At 57.2% G+C, this 19,962-nt stretch carries 18 protein-coding genes; 4 read left to right on the top strand and 14 right to left on the bottom strand.

The features are described 5' to 3' along the window. Positions 1–224: 224 nt before the first annotated feature. Complete coding sequence (locus CL546_RS13475; RefSeq protein WP_290495835.1) at positions 225–1,718, top strand: flavin-containing monooxygenase; 1,494 nt, start codon at positions 225–227, stop codon at positions 1,716–1,718. 74 nt (positions 1,719–1,792) lie between these two features. Here CL546_RS13475 and CL546_RS13470 read toward each other — a convergent pair whose 3' ends face one another. Then, positions 1,793–2,233 (bottom strand): YchJ family protein, encoded by a 441-nt coding sequence (locus tag CL546_RS13470; protein WP_290495833.1) that lies wholly within the window; start codon positions 2,231–2,233, stop codon positions 1,793–1,795. Between the two features lie 21 nt (positions 2,234–2,254). Continuing rightward, positions 2,255–2,827, bottom strand: a complete 573-nt coding sequence (locus CL546_RS13465; RefSeq protein WP_290495832.1) for a TetR/AcrR family transcriptional regulator — start codon at positions 2,825–2,827, stop codon at positions 2,255–2,257. A 92-nt stretch (positions 2,828–2,919) separates the two neighbouring features. On the opposite strand from CL546_RS13465, the gene CL546_RS13460 reads away from it, so the two are divergent. Beyond that, positions 2,920–3,339, top strand: coding sequence for a VOC family protein (locus CL546_RS13460; RefSeq protein ID WP_290495830.1), 420 nt, complete (start codon positions 2,920–2,922; stop codon positions 3,337–3,339). Here the strand turns inward: CL546_RS13460 and CL546_RS13455 are convergent. Further along, on the bottom strand, positions 3,336–3,899 hold the full coding sequence (locus CL546_RS13455) for a gamma-glutamylcyclotransferase (protein ID WP_290495828.1): 564 nt from the start codon (positions 3,897–3,899) through the stop codon (positions 3,336–3,338). The genes CL546_RS13460 and CL546_RS13455 overlap by 4 nt on opposite strands. 92 nt (positions 3,900–3,991) lie before the next feature. Here CL546_RS13455 and pdxH point away from each other — a divergent pair, with 92 nt between their 5' ends. Beyond that, complete coding sequence (pdxH, locus tag CL546_RS13450) at positions 3,992–4,621, top strand: pyridoxamine 5'-phosphate oxidase (RefSeq protein ID WP_290495826.1); 630 nt, start codon at positions 3,992–3,994, stop codon at positions 4,619–4,621. Positions 4,622–4,952: 331 nt separating this feature from the next. Here the strand turns inward: pdxH and CL546_RS13445 are convergent, their stop codons facing one another. Both CL546_RS13445 and CL546_RS13440 read right to left on the bottom strand, forming a co-directional pair. Continuing rightward, complete coding sequence (locus CL546_RS13445; protein WP_290495824.1) at positions 4,953–5,840, bottom strand: hypothetical protein; 888 nt, start codon at positions 5,838–5,840, stop codon at positions 4,953–4,955. A 125-nt stretch (positions 5,841–5,965) separates the two neighbouring features. Beyond that, on the bottom strand, positions 5,966–6,097 hold the full coding sequence (locus tag CL546_RS13440; protein WP_290495823.1) for a hypothetical protein: 132 nt from the start codon (positions 6,095–6,097) through the stop codon (positions 5,966–5,968). Between the two features lie 68 nt (positions 6,098–6,165). On the opposite strand from CL546_RS13440, the gene CL546_RS13435 reads away from it, so the two are divergent. Continuing rightward, a complete protein-coding gene (locus CL546_RS13435; protein ID WP_290495822.1) occupies positions 6,166–6,573 on the top strand; it encodes a hypothetical protein in 408 nt (135 codons plus the stop codon). Position 6,574: 1 nt separating this feature from the next. Here the strand turns inward: CL546_RS13435 and CL546_RS13430 are convergent, their stop codons facing one another. The 9 genes from CL546_RS13430 to atzF all read right to left on the bottom strand — a co-directional run bounded on the left by CL546_RS13430 (position 6,575) and on the right by atzF (position 19,944). Continuing rightward, entirely contained in the window at positions 6,575–7,450 is an 876-nt protein-coding gene (locus tag CL546_RS13430) for an AEC family transporter (RefSeq protein WP_290495820.1), read from the bottom strand. Between the two features lie 156 nt (positions 7,451–7,606). Continuing rightward, positions 7,607–8,302, bottom strand: a complete 696-nt coding sequence (gene urtE, locus CL546_RS13425) for an urea ABC transporter ATP-binding subunit UrtE (protein ID WP_290495819.1) — start codon at positions 8,300–8,302, stop codon at positions 7,607–7,609. Between the two features lie 198 nt (positions 8,303–8,500). Then, positions 8,501–9,346, bottom strand: a complete 846-nt coding sequence (gene urtD / locus CL546_RS13420) for an urea ABC transporter ATP-binding protein UrtD (RefSeq protein WP_290495817.1) — start codon at positions 9,344–9,346, stop codon at positions 8,501–8,503. Beyond that, entirely contained in the window at positions 9,343–10,503 is a 1,161-nt protein-coding gene (gene urtC / locus CL546_RS13415) for an urea ABC transporter permease subunit UrtC (protein ID WP_290495814.1), read from the bottom strand. The genes urtD and urtC overlap by 4 nt, the downstream gene beginning before the upstream one ends. Before the next feature lies 1 nt (position 10,504). After that, positions 10,505–12,181 carry an urea ABC transporter permease subunit UrtB gene (urtB, locus tag CL546_RS13410; RefSeq protein WP_290495812.1) on the bottom strand — a complete coding sequence of 559 codons (1,677 nt, stop codon included), beginning with the start codon at positions 12,179–12,181 and terminating at the stop codon, positions 10,505–10,507. A 181-nt stretch (positions 12,182–12,362) separates the two neighbouring features. Beyond that, positions 12,363–13,661, bottom strand: coding sequence for an urea ABC transporter substrate-binding protein (gene urtA, locus CL546_RS13405; protein ID WP_290495810.1), 1,299 nt, complete (start codon positions 13,659–13,661; stop codon positions 12,363–12,365). A gap of 118 nt (positions 13,662–13,779) precedes the next feature. Continuing rightward, a complete protein-coding gene (locus tag CL546_RS13400) occupies positions 13,780–14,511 on the bottom strand; it encodes a GntR family transcriptional regulator (protein WP_290495808.1) in 732 nt (243 codons plus the stop codon). Between the two features lie 10 nt (positions 14,512–14,521). Next, a complete protein-coding gene (gene uca, locus CL546_RS13395; RefSeq protein ID WP_290495806.1) occupies positions 14,522–18,145 on the bottom strand; it encodes an urea carboxylase in 3,624 nt (1,207 codons plus the stop codon). Then, on the bottom strand, positions 18,145–19,944 hold the full coding sequence (atzF, locus tag CL546_RS13390) for an allophanate hydrolase (RefSeq protein WP_290495804.1): 1,800 nt from the start codon (positions 19,942–19,944) through the stop codon (positions 18,145–18,147). The genes uca and atzF overlap by 1 nt, the downstream gene beginning before the upstream one ends. Positions 19,945–19,962: the final 18 nt, after the last annotated feature.

Below are 19,962 nucleotides of genomic sequence, written 5' to 3'. Positions count from 1 at the left end.
GCACGGTGGGGCCAAGTGCTGCTTTGTATAGACTTGGAAACGGCCTGATGATTTCTTCGGACGTAAACAAGGCAAGGGCCATCCGGTGAATGCATGCTGCGTGACCTGGCAGGCACGGGGCGGGCAGAAAAAGTCGGTTGCTTGCTGTTGTTGGCAATGGGATGGTGAACGGTAGAGGAACTCTTTACGTGATGAATTTACCGGCTGTTTAAGGGAGCGTTCTCATGGTTAGCCAGCACAAGCATGCCGAAAAAAATGAATACACCGGTAATGATGTGGATGTCCTGATAATCGGTGCAGGGTTGTCGGGTATCGGCATGGCTTGTCATCTGAGCAAGGATTGCCCGGACCAGCGTTTTGTAATTCTGGAGAGGCGCAAGGCCATGGGAGGAACCTGGGATCTGTTCCGTTATCCGGGAATTCGTTCCGATTCCGATATGTTCAGCTTTGGTTATGGTTTTCGTCCCTGGAATGAATTGAAAGTATTGGCCGACGGTCCCTCCATTCGTAATTATATTCATGAAACGGCGGACGCCTTTGGGGTCACAGAGCATATCCGCTATGGCCTGAAAACTACCTCGGCGGACTGGTCGGAGAAGGATCAGCGCTGGACGGTGACGGTAACCCATGAAGACAGTGGAGAAACCGAGACGTTCACCGCCCGTTTTCTGGTCGGCTGCACTGGCTATTACAATTACGACAAGGGCTATCTGCCTGATTTTCCGGGTATGGATCGCTTCAAGGGGCGCTGTGTTCACCCCCAGCAATGGCCAGAGGATCTGGATTACAAGAACAAGAAAGTAGTGGTGATAGGCAGTGGTGCCACGGCGGTTACACTGGTCCCCTCCATGGCGGATGAGACGGCTCATATCACCATGCTGCAGCGCTCCCCTTCCTATATTTTTTCCATTCCCGGCCATGACAAATTATCCGAAGTGCTGGATGCGGTGCTGCCTTCAGACTGGGTGTTTGGCATGGCCCGGTGGCGCAATATCAAGCTGCAAAGGCTGATTTATAAAGCGTCAAAAAAGTACCCGAATTTCATGCGCAAACTGCTGCTGTCCAATGTCAAACGGCATGTAGGCGATGGCGTGGATATGGCTCATTTCAGCCCTTCATACATGCCCTGGGATGAGCGTTTGTGTGCGGTGCCGGATGCGGATCTGTTCAAGGACCTGCGCGATGGCAAGGCGTCCGTGGTGACCGACCACATTGAAACGTTTACGGAAAACGGCATCTTGCTGAAATCCGGCCGGGAGCTGGAAGCGGATATCATTATTACCGCCACGGGCTTGAACCTGCAGGTGCTTGGCGGCATGCAATTGTCGCTGAACGGCGAGCCGCTGGATGTGAGTGAGCACATGACCTACAAGGGCGTGCTGATGGAAGGGGTGCCCAATATGGCGTGGGTGTTCGGGTATACCAATGCTTCCTGGACACTGAAAGCCGATATCGCTGCCGCGTATGTCTGCCGATTACTGAATTACCTGAAAGAAAACCGGCTTTCTGTTGCCATACCTCGGGCCGAATGTGCTCAGCCGCAACAGGACCATTCCATTATGGATGCGCTGGGTTCCGGTTATGTGCAACGGGCCAGTCATCTGCTTCCCCGCCAGGGTCAGGGGCATCCCTGGAGAGTCACCAACCACTATGCCTATGACGCTCACATGTTGCTGGAGGAACCGGTGGAAGATGGTTTTCTGGCGTTTTCACAGTAACCGTTTATCCGGTTTCAGCGACGGCCTGACCGTTCAATCCTGTCAGGCTGCCGGGTGCCAAAGATTGGTATGTTTTACCCGCAACATTTCTTGAATTTCTTGCCGCTGCCACAGGGGCAGGGATCATTCCTGCCAGGCTTTAAGGCTGTCACCGAGGGTGTGCCGTCCAGGTAATACCAGTGGCCATTTTCCTTCACAAACCGCGAGCGTTCTTCCAGTACGGCCAGGCCCTGGCGGTCCTTGCTGGTGGCGCGAAAGTGCACCCAGCCGGTATCTCCGTCTTCGTCGCTGGCGATGATTTCCAGCGCCAGCCACTGCTGGCTGTCATCCTGATCCAGCCCGGCAGGGCGTTGGCTCAGGTGCCAGCTCTGTGCAATGTAGTCGGTATTTTTTAAGGCAAAGGCGCAAAAGCGAGAGCGCATCAGCGCTTCCGGTGAAGCGGCTGGCTTGCCCTGATGCAGGGGTTGGCAACAGTGGGCGTAATCAAGGCCGGACTGGCAGGGGCAGGCGGTCATGGGATGTCTCCGCGAAAGCAATCAACAAAAGCGGTCAAACAGGGCCAGCAGGTCCTGGCGTCGTTGGGGCAAATTCTCCCCCCTCGGGTCATTCAGTACCAGTGCATTCATGGCGCCGTTGAGTAGCTCCGCCAGCCCTTCGGCGCTGCCAGCAAAGTGCAGGGCGCCTTCCGCCATGGCTTCGCGAATGCCCTCGCGCAACAGCGGGAAGCTGTAGCGTTCATCCAGGGCCCGCCAGCGTTGCTGACCCAGTACCGAGGGGGCTTCGACCACCAGGATGCGGCGCACATTGTCCCGGGCCATGAAATCCACCCAGGCCAGGCTGCCGGCCTTGAGGATGGCCAGGCTGCCGCGCTGGCCATCCACGGCTTTCTCAATGGCAGCCATGGCTTCCTGGCTGAGCAGGTCACAGACCGCTTCGAACAGCTCCGCCTTGTTACGGAAATGGTGATACATGGCGCCCCGGGTGACGCCGGCGCCGGACAGGATGGCCTCGGTGCTGGTGTCGGCATAGCCCTGTTCGGCAAACAGGTGGCGGGCGGCATTGATCAGGCAGCCGCGGGTCTGGGCGCGGCGCTGTGCATTGGTGGCCATGGTTTCCCTCTTCTGGTTGACAAACAGACTAACAGTTTGTTTTTATTTTCTCAAAGCAGACTGCCTGTCTGTTTTTAACAAGGAGGTATCAAATGAAAATCAGCGACCGCTATCCCATCGTGGTCACCGACCACAAGGTTGCCTGCCGGGATTTCTGGCAGCGGCATGTCGGGCTGGATGTGCTGTTCGACAGCGACTGGTTTGTGTTGCTGGGCAATGAGCAGCAGGGCAGCGTGGTGGCCTTCATGAGCCCGGATCACCCCTCGGCGCCGCCTGGGCCGGAGTGTTTCGGCGGGCAAGGTGTGTGCCTGGAGATTGAAGTGGACGATATCGTGCAAGCCCATCAGGACTTTACCCGGGACGGCGGGCCGGTGGTGTACCCGCTTACCAGGGAGCCGTTCGGTCAACACCGCTTCGGGTTTCGGGACCCGTCCGGTTTGTGGGTGGATGTGGTCGAGCAGATTGCGCCACAGGACGGCTATTGGGACCGATACATGCAGACAGTGAATTAATCACAGGCACGTAGCAGATAGAGCTCGATGCGGAAGACATGTTCGTCGACCACGTCCAGTTGTCGTAGCGCCTCGGCCAGTTGCAGCAGGTACTCGGCGTTGCTGCCGCTGGGGCCATGGCTCGCCGCTATATGATCGGCAATTTGCTGTTCACTGGCCTCGCCGAGAAAGGCGGCATTATCTGCGGTAGCGATATAAACCAGGCCCTGTTCATGCTGGCCATCGGCAAAGGTCAGAGGGGTGGTGACGCGCAGATAGCCGTTTTTCTCGCGGTGATCCAGATGCTCGAACACATCCGGCGTGATGCGGTAGGCCATGCCGGCACATACGGTGCCGGGGGCTTCAATCAAGGTGACCACCCGGCCCGGTTTATCCGGGGTGCCGCGATGATCGTGGGAGCCTTGCCAAAAGCGCCGGGCCCAGCCGGTAATCGACGCGGGGCGTCGCGCCAGATAGGGGAAGTCGGCCTTGTAGATCAGCGAGCCATATCCAAACAGCCATACCGGATGGTCCGGGTGCAGGTCGTGGCGGCGGCGATTTTCGTCGGCGGTGTCGAGCATGGCTAATCGTCCTGCTCCTTGATCCAGGTTCGTGGTTGTTGGCGTGTGGGCGTTATACTGCCGGCTCAGTATGACAGCCAGCCGGGGAAATAATGAAAGATGTGCGCGAAGAATATCACGCTGAAGGGCTGACCCAGGTCTCCCTCCATGACGATCCGCTTGAGCAGGCGCGCCTCTGGGTGGATGAAGCCATTGAAGCCGGATTGCCGTTGCCCAATGCCATGACGCTTGCCACCGTGAGCGCTGACGGCCAGCCCTCTTCCCGGGTGGTGTTGCTTAAAGGTATCGAGGGTGGCGGCTTCACCTTCTTTACCCACTACGACAGCCGCAAAGGGGAAGAAATGGCGGCCAACCCCAAGGTGTCGTTCACCATGTTCTGGCAGCCTTTCGACCGCCAGATGATCGTTATCGGCGAAGCGCACAAAGTCGACCGGGAAGAGTCCGATAGCTATTTCGCCTCCCGCCCCTATGCCAGCCAGGTGAGCGCGGCCATCTCACCGCAGAGCCAGCCCGCCAGCCGGGAGTGGCTGGAAGAGGAAGTGAAGCGACTGGAGCAGGAATTTCCTTCGGCGCCGGTGCCTTGTCCGGAGCAGTGGGGCGGCTACCGGATTATCCCCACCGAAATTCAGTTCTGGCATGGCCGCCCTAGTCGCCTGCATGACCGTTTTCGTTATACCCGGCAGGCGGACGGCAGCTGGAGTCATGAGCGCCTTGCGCCTTGAGAGCTGCGAATGGATAAGTTTGCTTAGATCTGGGTGTGGGAACCCAGAAGGTACATTGGAGCGAGTATATTCAGATAGCACTGCATACTAACGTCAATCACTTCATAGGTCTTTCCAAAGTGACCCGTAGCTCACCAGAAAACTGGGTGAAGTTATAGAAGGTTCTGCCCGCAAGGGCAGAAATAGTTCCCCCCGCGAGCAAGGCGAGACGTTTAAATTTTGGGGTTTATGGTCTTGGATCTGACCAACGTTTTTCAGAAAAAGATACAATAAAAATGTATATTATTTTGTCAAAAAATACCAAATTTCTCATAGAGAAAGCCTTGTAATTTCAGTCTTTCCCTAATATTTCTCTAGCATAGTTTTTATGAACAAAAACTATGTCTCCTCCTTCGGCATTAATGTTTATCACCGATCCTTGATCAACATACGACATCATCTTATTGATAAATCCATACTCAACCACGTTGGTTTTGTATGAGTAGCGCTGTCGAATAACATTGTTAATTTCGGATAGGCGCACTATCTCGCCTTTTAATAACCCATTATAGAGGCAATCTTGAGCAATCTGGCTGCCTTTGGATTCCCACTTTGAAGCTCTTTCCATCATTCCATGAAGGATATCATTAGTATCTTTTTCTAAAGATTCTTCTTGATCAGAATGTCGTCCGTATTTATTTTCTGCGAAAACTCTAAGAGAGTTTGGGTCCAGAAGACAAGAAAAACCCTCTATAAATTTTCTGGGATCCGATTTTAATAATGAAGATGCCTTTCCCGTTTCTATAATGGCTTTCTCTAAATTCTTGGCTGGCGGTGAGAAAATGATAAAGCTGGAATGACGAATATCTTCGGGAGCGCTATGGTAGACGATAAATGTAGGAAAGACATGAATGATTGCATCCGATCCAAGTTTTCCTAATTCTATAGAGGGAACGGATACTTGGCTCATGTATAATTTTTTTGCGTGCTCACCAAATCTCATCAGAGCAGTCTCAGGATATTCCTTTCCATCCACCACTCTCGTTTGCATATCAACGGAAGCGATATAGTCAGTAATTTTCCAGCCACTAAATAAAGATTGAGCACCATTTGAGAGCGATTTGGTTTCTGGTTCCACTCTATCTGGGGCTGGGTCTAAGGAGTCATCTCTTAATGCTACATAGAGCATTAGCGCAACAAAAATCCCAACCCCTACAGCCAAAAACACGCCTGCCGACATTTTTATCCCTCTTATTAATTAGGTTCTGGCAATACAGAAATAATTAGGCAAGTTTCCCTGAATGTTGGCTCAAGCACAAACCGCTACCAGCTTCATGTATTTTACGTCCTTTGGGGTCTAATTGTTTATAGGTTCATCAGCATAAGCAGTGGCACGATGGCGGGTTTGCCGGCTACCAGCCACTGCGGCTGCCAGTAGGCCAGCAGGGAAAAGAGCAGGGCCCAGAGTGGAAAAAGTTGTGTCAGGCGGTGGATCATGGAATGGCCCCGTGACGGAAAAACCGTCAGTGTAAGCGTTTGGTAAAGAGGGCGCACAGGAGGCTTGGATGAAGCCGGTGATTCAGGATGACGTGACGGGTTGCGGCATTGCCGCAGTGGCCACCCTGGCGGGGGTGAGCTACCGCCGGGCGAGGCAGCGGGCAGCCCGGTTGGGGATCGACCCGGCAGACCGCACGCTGTGGTCGGATACCGCTTATGTGCGGCGGTTGCTGGCGGCGTATGGGTTGCGGGCGCTGCCGGGTGAGCAGCCCTTTTCCGGTTGGCAGGGGCTGCCGGAACGGGCACTGCTGGCGATCAAGTGGCACCGGGAAAACGGCAAGCCGTTCTGGCACTGGGTGGTATTTGTCCGCGACGGTCAGGAGACGTTTGTGCTGGATTCAACGCGTTCGCTCAAGCATAACCTGCGTCGAGACTTTGGGCGCATGAAGCCCAGGTGGTTTATCCCCGTGACTTAATTCAAAGCGCGTAGCTCAATAGCAGGGGTAGCAGCAAAAACGCCAGCAAGGTGGAAATCACCACCATGGCAGCGACTTCTTCCGCGCCCCGGTTGTAGGCTTTGGCGAGCAGATAATTGAATACTGCCACGGGCATGGTGGATTCGATCAGCACCACACCGCGTAGCGGGCCGTCGATGTCCAGTGCTGTCACCAGCCCCCATCCCACCGCAAAGCCACTGGCCAGCCGCAGGACCGCAAACCCGGCTCCGCTACCCAGATGGCGGACTTTCAGCTGCGACAGGGACACCCCCAGTGTAATCAGCATCAAGGGAATGGTCAGATCGCCGATCAGGCTGACGGTGTTGTAGAGCCACTCAGGCAGGCTTAGCTGGAAAGCGACCATGGCCACGGCCAGAAACACGGAGATCAGAATCGGGTGGCGAAACAGTTTCAGGGAAAAGCCCTGACCACTGACGATGGCCAGCCCCAGGGAGAAATGTGCCACGGAGTAGAGCATCATCCACGCCAGCGACAATGCCAATCCGGCTTCGCCAAACGCGAGCATACACAGCGGAATGCCCATGTTGCCGGTGTTGGGGAAGACCAGTGAAGGTAGAAACACCCGAAAGGGCTGACCGGTGAGGCGCAGTATCACCGCGCTGACCACGAAAGTGGTGGCCAGTACCGCCACTGCCAGACCGGCCACTTCCATGAGCGCCTGCAGGTCCAGATCCGTCTTGCCCATGGTGGCCACAATCAGACAAGGGGTAGTGACCAGGGTGACCAGCGAGGTGACCATCTGGGTGTCAAAAGGCTTGCCCGCTCGCGCCCAGCCATAGCCCAGGCCTGCGCACAGCAGCACGGGAGCAATGATGGTCCAGAGAGTGGCCAGCATGATCGGTAATCCACAGGTTGGTGATTGGAGACGCAGTGTGAAAGGTGCGCCGTGATCTGTCTATGCTGGCTTACTGGTTATGTTGGGGCATCGAAGGGTGAACCGTGCCGTTTTTCTGTAGGAGCGTCGCTCCTACAGTAGAGGGGGTATTGATTCTCAGACAGTGAGGTAACTCTTGATCAGGGTGTCATCCAATTCGCCCATATTGCCCTCTGCCACTTTGCTGCCACGATCCAGAATGGCAAAGCGGTCGGCGGTGGCGCGGGCGAAGTGAAGTTTCTGTTCGACCAATAGCACGGTCAACCCTTCCTGCCGGTTCAGGGTTTTGATTACCCGGCCGATCATGTCGACGATGTTGGGTTGGATGCCTTCAGTGGGCTCGTCGAGAATCAGTAGTGTTGGGTCCAGTGCCAGGGCGCGGCCGATGGCCAGTTGCTGTTGCTGCCCGCCGGACAGATCGCCCCCACGACGGTTACGCATCTCATGCAGCACGGGGAAAAGGTCGTATATGCGGTCCGGGATTTTTTTGCTGCGATCGGGGCGTGCTTGCAGGCCGGTTTCCAGGTTTTCTTCCACGGTAAGCAGGGGGAAAATTTCCCGGCCCTGGGGAACATACCCAATCCCGGCGCGGGCGCGCTCTTCCGCGGCCTGTCGCGCAAAGTCCTGGCCGTTGAACTCAATGCTGCCGCCTTTTACGGGCAGCAGGCCCATAATGGTTTTCAGCAGGGTGGTCATGCCCACGCCGTTGCGGCCCATGACACACAGGCATTCGCCTTTTTTCATGTCCAGGTCCACATCCCAGAGGGTGTGGGATTCGCCGTAGTATTGGTTGACGTTGTTCAGTTTCAGCACGGTTTTACTCCGTAACATTATTTCGAAGCCGTTGTAGGAGCGCCGCTTGAGGCGCGAATATCGAGTTTCGAGTTACGAGAAGCGAGTTTCGAAAGGCAAAAGAATTTTCGTTACTCGCTTCTCGGTACTCTCAATTGAGGGCGTTTTTTCTCGCCTCATACTCGTAGAGCACAGAGCGCGGCGCTGCTACAGGGGCTGTTATTCACCCAGGTAAACCTCGATCACTTTCGGATCATTCTGCACCTGCTCCATGGTGCCTTCGGCAAGCACGCTGCCCTGATGCAACACGGTAACGGTGCTGGCGATGGAGCGAATGAATTCCATGTCGTGTTCAACCACCACTACCGAATGTTTGCCAGCCAGGCTTTGCAGCAGTTCACCTGTGCGGTCGACTTCCTGGCGGGTCATGCCGGCGATGGGTTCGTCCACCAGCAGTAGCTGTGGTTTCTGCATCAGGACCATGCCGATTTCCAGCCACTGTTTCTGGCCATGGGAAAGCAGACCTGCGACCTTGTTGCGATCCTCCAGTAGCCCGACGGTGTACAGCGTTTCCTCGATCCAGTTTTTTTGCTCGCCGCTGAGCTGGGTGAAGAGAGAATGCCAGGGGCCTTTGGCCCCGTGCATGGCCAGCTCCAGATTTTCGAATGCGGTGTGTTCGGGGAACACGGTAGGCTTCTGGAATTTGCGGCCAATCCCGGCAGTGGCGATATCGGTTTCGCTCATGCGGGTCAGGTCCAGAGTCTGGCCAAAAAAGCAGGTGCCGCTATCGGGCCGTGTTTTGCCGGTAATGACATCCATCATGGTGGATTTGCCGGCCCCGTTGGGGCCGATGATGCAGCGCAACTCACCGGTCTTGATATACATCGTCAGGTCATTGAGGGCCTTGAAACCATCAAAGCTGACGGTGATATCCTCCAGATAGAGAATGTTTTTACCGGCGCCGGAATCGAGCTGGCCAGGCGCCACCGGGCGTGTGCCCTGGCGCATGAAATCGAATACCTGATCACGGCGAAAGGTTTCGCGCAAACTGTCCAATGCGCTCATGGCGTGTCTCCTTCTGCCGGGTTGGTGGTATTGGATGCGTTTCCATTTTGGGCGAAGCGGGTTTTTACCTTGCCCCAGTTTTCTGCCACCAGCCCTACCAGACCATGGGGCAGGAACACGGTGACCGCCACAAACAACCCACCCAAGGCGAACAACCAGGCCTCCGGCATGATGCCAGTGAATACGGTTTTGCCGTAGTTCACCAGAATGGCACCGATTACCGCGCCGTACAGTGTGGCGCGTCCGCCCACGGCGACCCATACCACCAGCTCAATGGAGTTGAGTGGCGAAAATTCGCCGGGGTTGATGATGCCAACCTGCGGGACATAAAGTGCCCCGGCAATGCCGGCAAGAATGGCGCTGAGGGTGAATATCCACAGCTTGTAATGCTCGGTTCGGTAGCCCACAAACCGTGCCCGGGACTCTGCATCCCGCACCGCCATGACCACGCGCCCAAGCTTGCTGCCGGTAATCCAGCGACACAGAATGAAGGCGCCAGCCAGCGCCACGGCGGTGGCGATCAACAACCCCACGCGGGTGGTGTCGGATTGCAGTGAAAAGCCCAGCAAATCCTTGAAGTCGGTGAGCCCGTTGTTGCCACCAAAGCCCAGCTCGTTGCGGAAAAACGCCAGCATCAATGCATAAGTTAGCGCCTGGGTGATGATCGACAGATACACCCCGGTGACCCGGGAACGGAAGGCAAGCCAGCCGAACACAAATGCCAGCAGACCGGGGACCAGCAAAATCATCAGCGCGGTGAACCAGAATTGGTCGAAGCCGTGCCAGTACCAGGGCAGTTCACTCCAGTTGAGAAAGACCATGAAGTCCGGCAGTTCCGGGTTGCCGTAAACGCCCCGGTCACCGATCTGACGCATCAGGTACATGCCCATGGCGTAGCCGCCCAGTGCAAAAAAGGCACCATGGCCGAGGCTGAGGATGCCGCAGTAGCCCCACACCAGGTCCAGTGCCAGCGCCAGCAGGGCATAGCACAGGTACTTGCCCAGCAGGGTCACGGTATAGGCGCTCACATGGAGGGCCGAGTCAGCAGGGAACAGTTGGTTAAGGACCGTTACCAGCAGGGTGGCACCAAACAGCACTGCCATGAAGGTTTTTGCTGTGCGGTCATTAAAGGCGCTTTTGAAAGTTGAATCTCGCATGTTATTCCTCCGCCGCCCGGCCACGTTGCGGGAACAGGCCCCGCGGTTTGCGCTGGATAAACAGAATGATGAAGACCAGTACGACAATCTTGGCCAGGACCGCGCCGGCCATGGGCTCCAGTAATTTATTGGCAATGCCGAGGCTGAACGCTGCAGTGAGGGTGCCCCACAGATTGCCGACCCCGCCGAATACCACCACCATGAAGGAATCGATAATGTAGCTCTGGCCCAGGTTCGGGCCCACGTTGGTCAGCTGAGCCAGGGCGACGCCGGCAACCCCTGCGATACCCGATCCCAGCCCGAAGGTCAGGGCGTTGACCCGTTCACTGCGGATACCAAGGCCGCGTGCGGTAGCGCGGTTCTGGCTCACTGCACGGACCTGCAAGCCCAGTCGGGTTTTCTTGAGCAGGGCGAGCAAAGCCAGGAAGACCGCCAGGGCAAAGACGATGATGTACAGACGGTTGTAGGTCAGCGAGAACACGGGATTGATTTCCAGTGCGCCACTCATCCACTCCGGGGTGATGACGGTGCGGTTGAGCGGGGAGAAGATCACCCGTACCGCCTGTTGCAGAATCAGGCTGACACCAAAGGTGGCCAACAGGGTTTCCAGCGGACGCCCGTAAAGAAAGCGAATCACAAACCGTTCAATCAGCACGCCGACAAAGGCGGATACCAGAAAGGCAGCGGGAACGGCAATCAATAACGACCACTCATGGCTGTCAGGCAGAAGTTGTTGCACCACATAGGTGGTATAGGCGCCGAGCATGATCAGCTCGCCATGGGCCATGTTGATGACGCCCATGACGCCGAAGGTAATGGCCAGACCAATGGCTGCCAGCAGCAGAACGGACCCCAGGCTCAGGCCGAAGAACACGGTGTCGGCAGTCTGGAAGGTGTCGATGCGAGCTTCAATGCGGGCAATGGCTTTTTCCAGGGCCTGTGATTCCTGAGGGGTGTCGGCAGCCAGAAAACGCGTGTTGAGTGCGTTTTTTACTTCCGGATGCAGGTTGCCGGCAAGTGCCTCGATGGCGTCCAGCCGTGTAGTCAGGTCATCACTGCGCAGGGCGGCAATGTTCAGTGCGGTATCAATTTGCGCAACAACGCGGGGGTGGGATTCCTGGTAGTGGCGGGTTGTCAGTGCCGCAAGCATTTCCGCGTCATCATTGCCGATCAGTTGCCCGGCGGCCTGGTAGCGGATATCGCTGTCGGGGTCGTTCAGAGCGACCAGTGCCAGCTGGTTATTGATCACGGTACGCAGGCGGTTGTTGATGATCACCGGGCGTACAGCCCGGCTATCCGCCTGGCCGATGACTTCGCTGCTTTCCGGATCGCGAAGTTCCCACTGGCCATCTTTCTTGACGCCCAGCGCGATGGTGTCGTCTTTGCGATTGTGTACCAGCTCGCGGTTCATTAAGGCGTTGAGTAGCGGTACAACACGAGGGTTGTCCTGCTTTGCCAGTTGACGAATGGCAGCTTCTTTTTCATCAAAGCTGCGGTTGGTCAACCGGTTGAGAATTTCCTGGAGCGACAGGGGAAGAATATCGATTTCATCCACGCTGTTCTCTGTTGTGGTCCGGGGCGGTGCTGTCGGGTCCTGCAGCGGCTCTTCAGCCCAGCTCACACTGGCAAGCAGCACAAGGAATAGTGCTGTCAGCATTTGGCCAAATTTGTAACCCATGACGGGCTCCTTACGGGGCGTTAAATAGTGAAAGCCAGAGTCCTGATGGCTGATGAATGACGCAGGAAAGGGCGTCCTAAAGGCTGGCGCCATTCCCCGGTCACGCACTGGTTTTCACGGTGTTGAAATGTTTTTTTGTGACGCGCACCCCGGGCAATGCCCGGCGTGCGGTCCGAGAGAGTTATTCGGCTGAAGCACCGCCGCAGCTTTTGGTTTTGGTGTTGTAGTTGCCGCATTGGGTCGGAGCCGTCCAATCAGAGATCAGATCCTTGGAGCCTGGCAGGAAGTCAGACCAGGCATCGCCTTTCACCAGACCTTCGGTTTCCCAGACTACAGCGAACTGGCCGTCGTCCTGGATTTCACCGATCAGCACCGGCTTGGAAAGGTGGTGGTTTTCGTTCATCACGGCGGTTCCGCCGGTCAGGTTCGGTGTCTGGATGCCAATCATGGCGTCAGCCACTTTATCGGTATCGGTGGACTTGGCTTTCTCAACGGCCTTCACCCACATGTTGAAACCGATATAGGTAGCTTCCATGGGATCATTGGTTACGCGCTTGTCGTCACCGGTGTAGGCGTGCCACTGGTCGATGAAGGTATTGTTGGTGTCGTTGTAGACGCTCTGGAAGTAGTTCCAGGCAGCCAGGTGGCCAACCAGCGGGCCGGTGTCGATACCGGACAGCTCTTCTTCACCGACGGAGAAGGCAATCACGGGAATGTCTTCAGCGCTAACGCCCTGGTTACCCAGTTCCTTGTAGAAAGGAACGTTGGCATCACCATTGATGGTGGAGACTACGGCGGTTTTCATGCCCTGGCTGCCAAACGCCTTGATCTCGCTGACGATGCTCTGCCAATCGGAATGACCGAATGGAGTGTAGTTGATCATGATGTCCTTTTCGGCCACGCCTTTGGACTTGAGGTAAGCTTCCAGGATCTTGTTGGTGGTGCGCGGGTACACGTAATCGGTACCAGCCAGAACGAAACGTTCAACACCCAGATCGTTGATCAGGTAATCTACCGCGGGAATGGCCTGCTGGTTTGGTGCGGCACCGGTGTAGAAAACATTCTTGGACGATTCCTCGCCTTCATACTGCACGGGATAGAAAAGCAGTCCGTTCAATTCTTCCACCACCGGAAGTACGGATTTGCGCGATACCGACGTCCAGCAACCGAAGATAACGTCCACGTCTTCCTTGGTAATCAGCTCCCGGGTTTTTTCGGCGAAAAGCGGCCAGTTGGACGCCGGGTCGACCACAACGGGCTCCAGTTTCTTGCCCATGATGCCGCCCTTCTTGTTCTGCTCTTCAATCATCATCAGAACGGTATCTTTGAGAGTGGACTCACTGATGGCCATGGTGCCGGAGAGGGAGTGCAGAACCCCGACCTTGATGGTGTCGGCGGCCATTACGGCGCCGCTGTAGGCAATAGCACTGGATGCGACAACGCCGGCAGCCAGTTTCTTCATGGATTGTGAAAAACTCATGGTGTTTCCCCTTGCGTTTAAGTTGGCGTTTCCATTTCCGTGAACCCTGTCCTCGGAGCACCAGATCCGGCTCCAGCAATCCGGCCGATTCACTGGCCGTTGTTCCCCCGCTAGCGGGTTAGCCGTCGACTCTTTCGGTCGAGCTGGCTTCAACCGAGTGCAACTGACTACGTGCACTGGCTTCGTGCAGCATGTGCACGGTGATTTTTCGGACTTCGTTACGGGATTCTTCAATGTGAGCGCGCAAAAGAATCTGTGCCTGTTCGACCCGGCGATGCAGGATGGCTTCCAGTACCGCTTGATGTTCGTTGTAGGTGGCGTCTACCCGTGGTGGTTTGGTGAAATCCAGGCGACGAATGATGCGCAGTCGTTCGGTCAAATCATGGTGGATGCGTGCCATTTCACTGTTGCCGGCGGCTTCCACCAGTTTTTCATGAAAGCGCTCGTCCATGCCGCTGACCACAGGGCCATCGTCGAGTCGTTGATCCCGGGGGACGCACCATTGGCTAACCAGATCATCCAGATTGCTGAGATCTCCGTCCTGTTCGCACAGCTTGCGTACGGCGGCGCATTCCAGAATGGTGCGCACGTCGTACAGCTCCTCGAAGTATTTAAAATCAAAGGGCTTGACCTGCCAGCCGCTGCGGTAAAGCACATCCACATAAGTTTCACGTTGTAAGCGGAACAGGGCTTCGCGCACCGGAGTGCGTGACACGCCCATCCGTTCGGCGATCTCGTTTTCACTGAAGCGGTCACCGGGCATTAGCCGGAAATCGAAAATGTCCTGCTTCAGTTGCAGATAGATTCGCTCTGCCAGGTTTTCGGTTTTTTTTGCCGCTCGCACATTCATGCTTGATCCCTCAGGCCACCGCGTCGGTGTCGATGACAACGACCGGGTCGCCAGCATTGATAATGGCGCCGGGTTTGCAGTGCAGGCCGGTGACTTTGCCGTTGGCGTTGGCGGTAATTTCGAACTCCATTTTCATGGCTTCCACGATTACCAGAGGTTGCCCTTCCGTGACCTGGGCTCCTTCTTCCACCAGCAGTTTCCAGACATTGCCGCTGATTTCTGCGCTGATCAGGTGGCCATCCACGTCACCAATGTCGGCACTGTTTCCCATGAGCGCGGATTCGATTGCGGCATCCTCGTTTTGCCAGAGGGCCACTTCTTCGCGGTAGGCGGCATCACGGCGCGCATTGAAAGCGGCCATTTCCGGTTCGATTTCCGCCAGGAATTCGCGGTGTGCTTTCAGGCTGAACGGCTCTTCCGTGATCTCCACATCCAGGTGGCCATGGCGGAAGGCGTCACGCATTTCGGTGAGCCTGGCTTCGCTGACCGGGTAGTAGCGCACCTGGTCGAAAAATTTCAGTAACCAGGGTTCACCGTTGTGAAATTGCTTGTTCTTGAGGTGCTTGTTCCAGATGGGCAGGGTGCGGCCTACCAGCTGGTAACCGCCGGGGGAGTCCATGCCGTAAATACACATGTAAACGCCACCAATCCCGACGGTGCCTTCGGCGGTGAACGTCCGTGCCGGATTGTATTTGGATGTCATCAGGCGGTGGCGAGGATCAATGGGCACGGCACAGGGGGCACCGAGATACACATCGCCCAGGCCGAGTACCAGATAGCTGGCACTGAAGATGATGTCGCGTACCTGTTCGGTGGAATCCAGGCCGTTGATGCGGCGAATGAATTCCACATTGTTCGGTAACCAGGGCGCGTCACTGCGGATGGTTTCCTGATAGCGCTGTACCGCATCCAGAGTGGCGCTGTCTTCAAATGCCATGGGTAAATGCAGGACGCGAGAGGTAACCACCATGTCGTCCACATTGCCGATGGTTTTTTCCCGCTCCAGCAGGGTGTTGACCAGCGTTGCCTGATCAATCAGGCGGGAATCGTAGTGAACCTGCAGACTGCGAACGCCGGGTGACAGTTCCAGAATCCCGCTGACAGGTGCGCTTTTCAGATTCTCCATCAACGCATGCACACGCATGCGCAAAGCCAGGTCGAGCACGTTGTCTCCGTACTCGATCAGGATGTATTTGTCGCCCGCCTGACGGTAGACGATACGCGGTACATCGCCTTCGGCGTCGTGCTCGGCGAGCATGGTAGCCGAGGTGCAGGCGGTGTTGTGATCGGCAATGGCAGGCTGTACCACCGGAATAACACCCAGGTTCTCGATGGAGGCATCCTGGGCTTCCTCCAGAGCTTTGGCTTCAGCGAAACTGATGGCTGAGAAACGAATGCTGTCGCCGGGTTTCAGTTGCCCCACTTTCCACAGTTCGGCTTTGGCAATGGTTACTGGGCACACAAACCCACCCAGGCTGGGGCCATCCTTGGTCAGGATAACCGGGAAATCGCCGGTGAAATTGATCGAGCCAATGGCGTATTCATTGTCGTGTACATTGGACGGGTGCAGGCCGGCTTCGCCGCCGTCGGTGCGGGTCCAGCTCGGCTTCGGGCCGACCAGACGAATGCCCAGGCGGTTAGAGTTGTAGTGCACTTGCCAGTCGGCCTGGAAGAAATCGTCGATGGCCTTTTCGGTGAAGAAATCCGGTGCACCGTGGGGGCCGTACAGCACCTTGATATCCCAGTACTGCGGGTAGTCAGGCAGCAGGTTTTTCTCTGCCGGGTGAGGGTCGGCGACCGGTGCCGGTGAGGGACTGCCGGCCAGCTGTGGCTGGCAGACGGCAAGTACGTCGCCTTTGCGCAAGGTGCGGCCACCGTGGCCGCCGAACTGTCCCAGCACAAAGGTGGATTTGCTACCCAGGTAATCCGGCACATCGATGCCGTTGCGTACAGCAATATAGGTCCGGCAACCGTTGTCGACTTTGCCGGTAGTCAGGGTCTGGCCGGCCTTGATGGCGAGAGGCTCCCAGAAATTGACTGGGTTGCCGTCCACCTGCGCGTCACAGGATGCACCAGTGAGAGCGACCACAGTATCGCAATGAAATTTCAGGCTGGGGCCGACCAGGGTGGCTTCCAGCCCGGCGGCACTGTGGTGATTGCCGACGATGCGGTTGGCCAGCCGGAATGCGAAATCATCCATGGGGCCGGAGGGCGGAACGCCGATATCCCAGTAGCCGGCACGGCCCGGGTAATCCTGCACCGTGGTGTAGGTGCCCGGGTCCACAATCTCGAACGCCATGGGCGTATAGTTGAAGGTTTCCAGGTAGCGGGTGGATACGGTACCGGCGATGACATTCTGATCGAGTAAAATTTGGCGCAGGTAATCCAGGTTGGTGGCGATACCGGACAGACGAGTTTGCGCCAGTGCATTTTGCATCTTCTCCAGTGCATCCTGGCGATCATCACCGTGGACGATAAGTTTGGCGAGCATGGGATCGTAATGAGGGCTCACCACGGTGCCGGTCTCTACCCAGCCGTCCAGCCGAACGTTATCCGGGAAGAGCACTTCGGTGAGCTCGCCGGGGCTGGGCTGGAAATCTTTCAGGGCGTCTTCGGCGTAAATGCGGACTTCCATGGCCGCGCCCTGGCTGGTGTAGGTGTCATCGAGTGGGGGACGTTCACCGCCGGCAAGCATTAGCATCCAGGCGACCAGATCCACACCGAATACGGATTCGGTGACACCGTGTTCCACTTGCAGGCGGGTGTTGACTTCCAGGAAATAAAATTCGTCGCGCTCGTCGTCGTAGATATATTCCACCGTGCCGGCGGAACGGTATTTGACGGATTGACCCAGGCGCGCTGCGCTGGCGTGGAGTTTTTCGCGGGTGGCTTGCGGCAGGTTGGGGGCCGGAGTTTCTTCCACCACTTTCTGATTGCGCCGTTGCAGGGAGCACTCCCGCTCACCCAGTGCCAGTACGGTGCCGTTACCGTCACCGAAAATTTGCACTTCCACATGGCGGGCGCGAGCCACAAAACGTTCGATGAATACGCCGCTGTCGGAGAAGAAATTTTCGCCCAGTCGTTTCACGGATTCATAGGCGGCGACCAGTTCGGCTTCATCATTACAGCGCGACAAGCCGATGCCACCACCGCCGGCAGTGCTTTTCAGCATGATCGGATAACCGATGTCGCTGGCTGCCTGCCTGGCTTCGTCCAGGCTTTGTAGCAGGTCAGTACCGGGGGCGAGCGGAACGCCGGCTTTTTCCGCCAGCGCGCGGGCCTCATGTTTGAGGCCGAACTCTCGGAGCTGTTTCGGGGTGGGGCCGATAAAGGCAATGCCGTTGGCTTCACAGGTTTCCGCAAACTCGGCATTTTCCGAAAGAAACCCGTAGCCCGGAATGATCGCCTGGGCGCCGGTGTCTTTGGCGGCCTTGAGGATCAGGTCGGTGCGCAGATAGCTTTCCGCGGCGGTTTGCCCACCCAGCGCCACCGCTTCGTCGGCGGCACTGACATGCTGGCTGTTACGGTCTGCATCGGAGTATACCGCCACCGAGCTGATGCCCATCTGCGACAGGGTGCGGCAAATGCGAACCGCGATCTCCCCACGGTTGGCGATCAGGACTTTTTTCAGCATCAGTGTGTCTCCTCAGCGTTTTTTTTCAGTTGCGCGATGTAGTTTCTCCAGCCGTCCAGAGCGGTAATGTCGGTGGCGTCATCAATGGCCCAGGGCTCACAGATAAAGCCTTTCACCCAGCGCCCGTCGGCGGTTTCCAGGCTGCCGATGCCCAGTGGGGCGGGAATCAGGCCGACAAAACTGCCGAAGTGTTTCACCGGCATTTGCCACAGTTCGATGGGGATGCTGTCGCCGCCGCTTTTCTCGTTGCGGATCAGCCCGGGTTTGGGCGGTACTGTGTTGGCCAGGGCGTAGAGGCGGTAACAGGGGGCGGTGTGAGTGGCTTCGAGCAATACCCCGCCGCGTTCGGTGAGCTGGGTGTTGAGGGGCATGCCGGTAAGGTGGGCGCCGACTACCGCGACGGTGATCAGATCGTCGTCATCAGCATTGGTCGCGCGGGGTTGCGGCTCCGGCAAGAGCTGACCGGTGGCGCCGGCCTGCCAGGGCTGCGCCTGCTGCCAGCGTTGCCCGAAGTCGGCCAGCGCATGGTCTTGCCAGGCCGGGCCAATCAGGGTGAAGCCGCCGGGCAGGCTGTCTTCACGAAAGCCGCCGGGCAGCGCCAGGGCGCACAGGTCCAGCAAATTGACGAAGTTGGTCCAGGTGCCGAGCTGGCTGTTCAGGGTAATCGGGTCGGCCTGCACCGCGGCGCGGGTGTAAATGCCAGGCGTGGTGGGGAGGAGCAGGGCGTCCACCGTTTTCATCAGGGCGTCTGACTGACGTTTCAGTTCGGCGAGCTGGTATTGGGCGCGGAAACCGTCGGCGGCGGTCAGGGCGGCGGCGGGTTCCAGAATGTCGCGGATTACTGGCAGCAGCGCATCGGGTTTTTCCTGCAACAGGCTTTCAGTCACGGTGAAGCGTTCAGCCACCCAGGGTCCCTGATAGAGCAGGGCGGCGGCATCTTGCAGCACCATGGTATCCACGGTGACCAGGTCGGCGATCTGTTTGACCTGCTCCAGCTGTTGTTCCCACAACTGTTTGGCCCGGGTATCACCGAACCAGGGCAGGTCTTTGGGAATGCCTAACGTCGGGCGTGCGGGCAGGCCGGTGGTTTGTAAGGCCGGCGCCGGGCGGCTGTAGGCATCGTCCGGGTCGAATTGACCGATCACCCGGTAGATCTGTTGGGCATCGTCTACGTTGAGGGCAAAGATGCTGACGCAATCCAGTGTCCGGCAGGCGGGCACAACACCTTTGGTGCTGATGGCCCCGCGTGTGGGTTTGAGGCCCACGGTATTGGTGAAAGCTGCAGGCACCCGGCCGGAGCCGGCAGTATCCGTACCCAGAGAGAAGGGCACGAGACCCAGGCTCACCGCCGTGGCGGAACCGGAGCTGGAACCGCCGCTGAGATAATCCGGATTAAACGGGTTGGGCACTTCCCCATAGGGGGAGCGGGTGCCCACCAGGCCGGTGGCGAACTGGTCCAGGTTGGTTTTGCCCACCACAATGGCGCCGGCAGCGCGCAGTAACTGGACGGCAGTGGCGTCCTGCTTCGGGATGTAGGTGAAGTCCGGGCAGGCGGCGGTGGTGGGCAGGTCTGCCACATCGATATTGTCTTTGACTGCGAAGGGAATGCCATACAGTGGCAGGGATGAATCGGTTAGAGCGTTGGCCTGCTCAATCAATGAGGACTCATCCAGCAGGTGGATCCACAGGGCACGTTCACTGTCGTGAAGTCGTGGTGCCAGTTCTTTCATGGCCTGTACCGGGGTGAGATCACCACTGCGGTAGGCCGCCTGCCATTGTTGAAGAGTCCAGCCAATCATTCGTTAGCACACCTGGTT

It is taken from the genome of Alcanivorax sp., from assembly GCF_002726155.1.
GTDB lineage: Bacteria > Pseudomonadota > Gammaproteobacteria > Pseudomonadales > Alcanivoracaceae > Alcanivorax.
Note: the sequence above shows the minus strand (reverse complement) of the source record. Positions and strands in the feature narration are given on the sequence as shown.

Coding starts and splice junctions, on each gene's coding strand:
- CL546_RS13430 (WP_290495820.1), bottom strand. CDS start 7,450: ATGCTGGCCACTCTCTGGACCATCATTGCTCCCGTGCTGCTGTGCGCA.
- CL546_RS13440 (WP_290495823.1), bottom strand. CDS start 6,097: ATGATCCACCGCCTGACACAACTTTTTCCACTCTGGGCCCTGCTCTTT.
- urtA (WP_290495810.1), bottom strand. CDS start 13,661: ATGAGTTTTTCACAATCCATGAAGAAACTGGCTGCCGGCGTTGTCGCA.
- urtC (WP_290495814.1), bottom strand. CDS start 10,503: ATGCGAGATTCAACTTTCAAAAGCGCCTTTAATGACCGCACAGCAAAA.
- CL546_RS13470 (WP_290495833.1), bottom strand. CDS start 2,233: ATGACCGCCTGCCCCTGCCAGTCCGGCCTTGATTACGCCCACTGTTGC.
- CL546_RS13465 (WP_290495832.1), bottom strand. CDS start 2,827: ATGGCCACCAATGCACAGCGCCGCGCCCAGACCCGCGGCTGCCTGATC.
- CL546_RS13455 (WP_290495828.1), bottom strand. CDS start 3,899: ATGCTCGACACCGCCGACGAAAATCGCCGCCGCCACGACCTGCACCCG.
- CL546_RS13400 (WP_290495808.1), bottom strand. CDS start 14,511: ATGAATGTGCGAGCGGCAAAAAAAACCGAAAACCTGGCAGAGCGAATC.
- pdxH (WP_290495826.1), top strand. CDS start 3,992: ATGAAAGATGTGCGCGAAGAATATCACGCTGAAGGGCTGACCCAGGTC.
- CL546_RS13445 (WP_290495824.1), bottom strand. CDS start 5,840: ATGTCGGCAGGCGTGTTTTTGGCTGTAGGGGTTGGGATTTTTGTTGCG.
- CL546_RS13475 (WP_290495835.1), top strand. CDS start 225: ATGGTTAGCCAGCACAAGCATGCCGAAAAAAATGAATACACCGGTAAT.
- uca (WP_290495806.1), bottom strand. CDS start 18,145: ATGCTGAAAAAAGTCCTGATCGCCAACCGTGGGGAGATCGCGGTTCGC.
- atzF (WP_290495804.1), bottom strand. CDS start 19,944: ATGATTGGCTGGACTCTTCAACAATGGCAGGCGGCCTACCGCAGTGGT.
- CL546_RS13435 (WP_290495822.1), top strand. CDS start 6,166: ATGAAGCCGGTGATTCAGGATGACGTGACGGGTTGCGGCATTGCCGCA.
- CL546_RS13460 (WP_290495830.1), top strand. CDS start 2,920: ATGAAAATCAGCGACCGCTATCCCATCGTGGTCACCGACCACAAGGTT.
- urtB (WP_290495812.1), bottom strand. CDS start 12,181: ATGGGTTACAAATTTGGCCAAATGCTGACAGCACTATTCCTTGTGCTG.
- urtD (WP_290495817.1), bottom strand. CDS start 9,346: ATGAGCGCATTGGACAGTTTGCGCGAAACCTTTCGCCGTGATCAGGTA.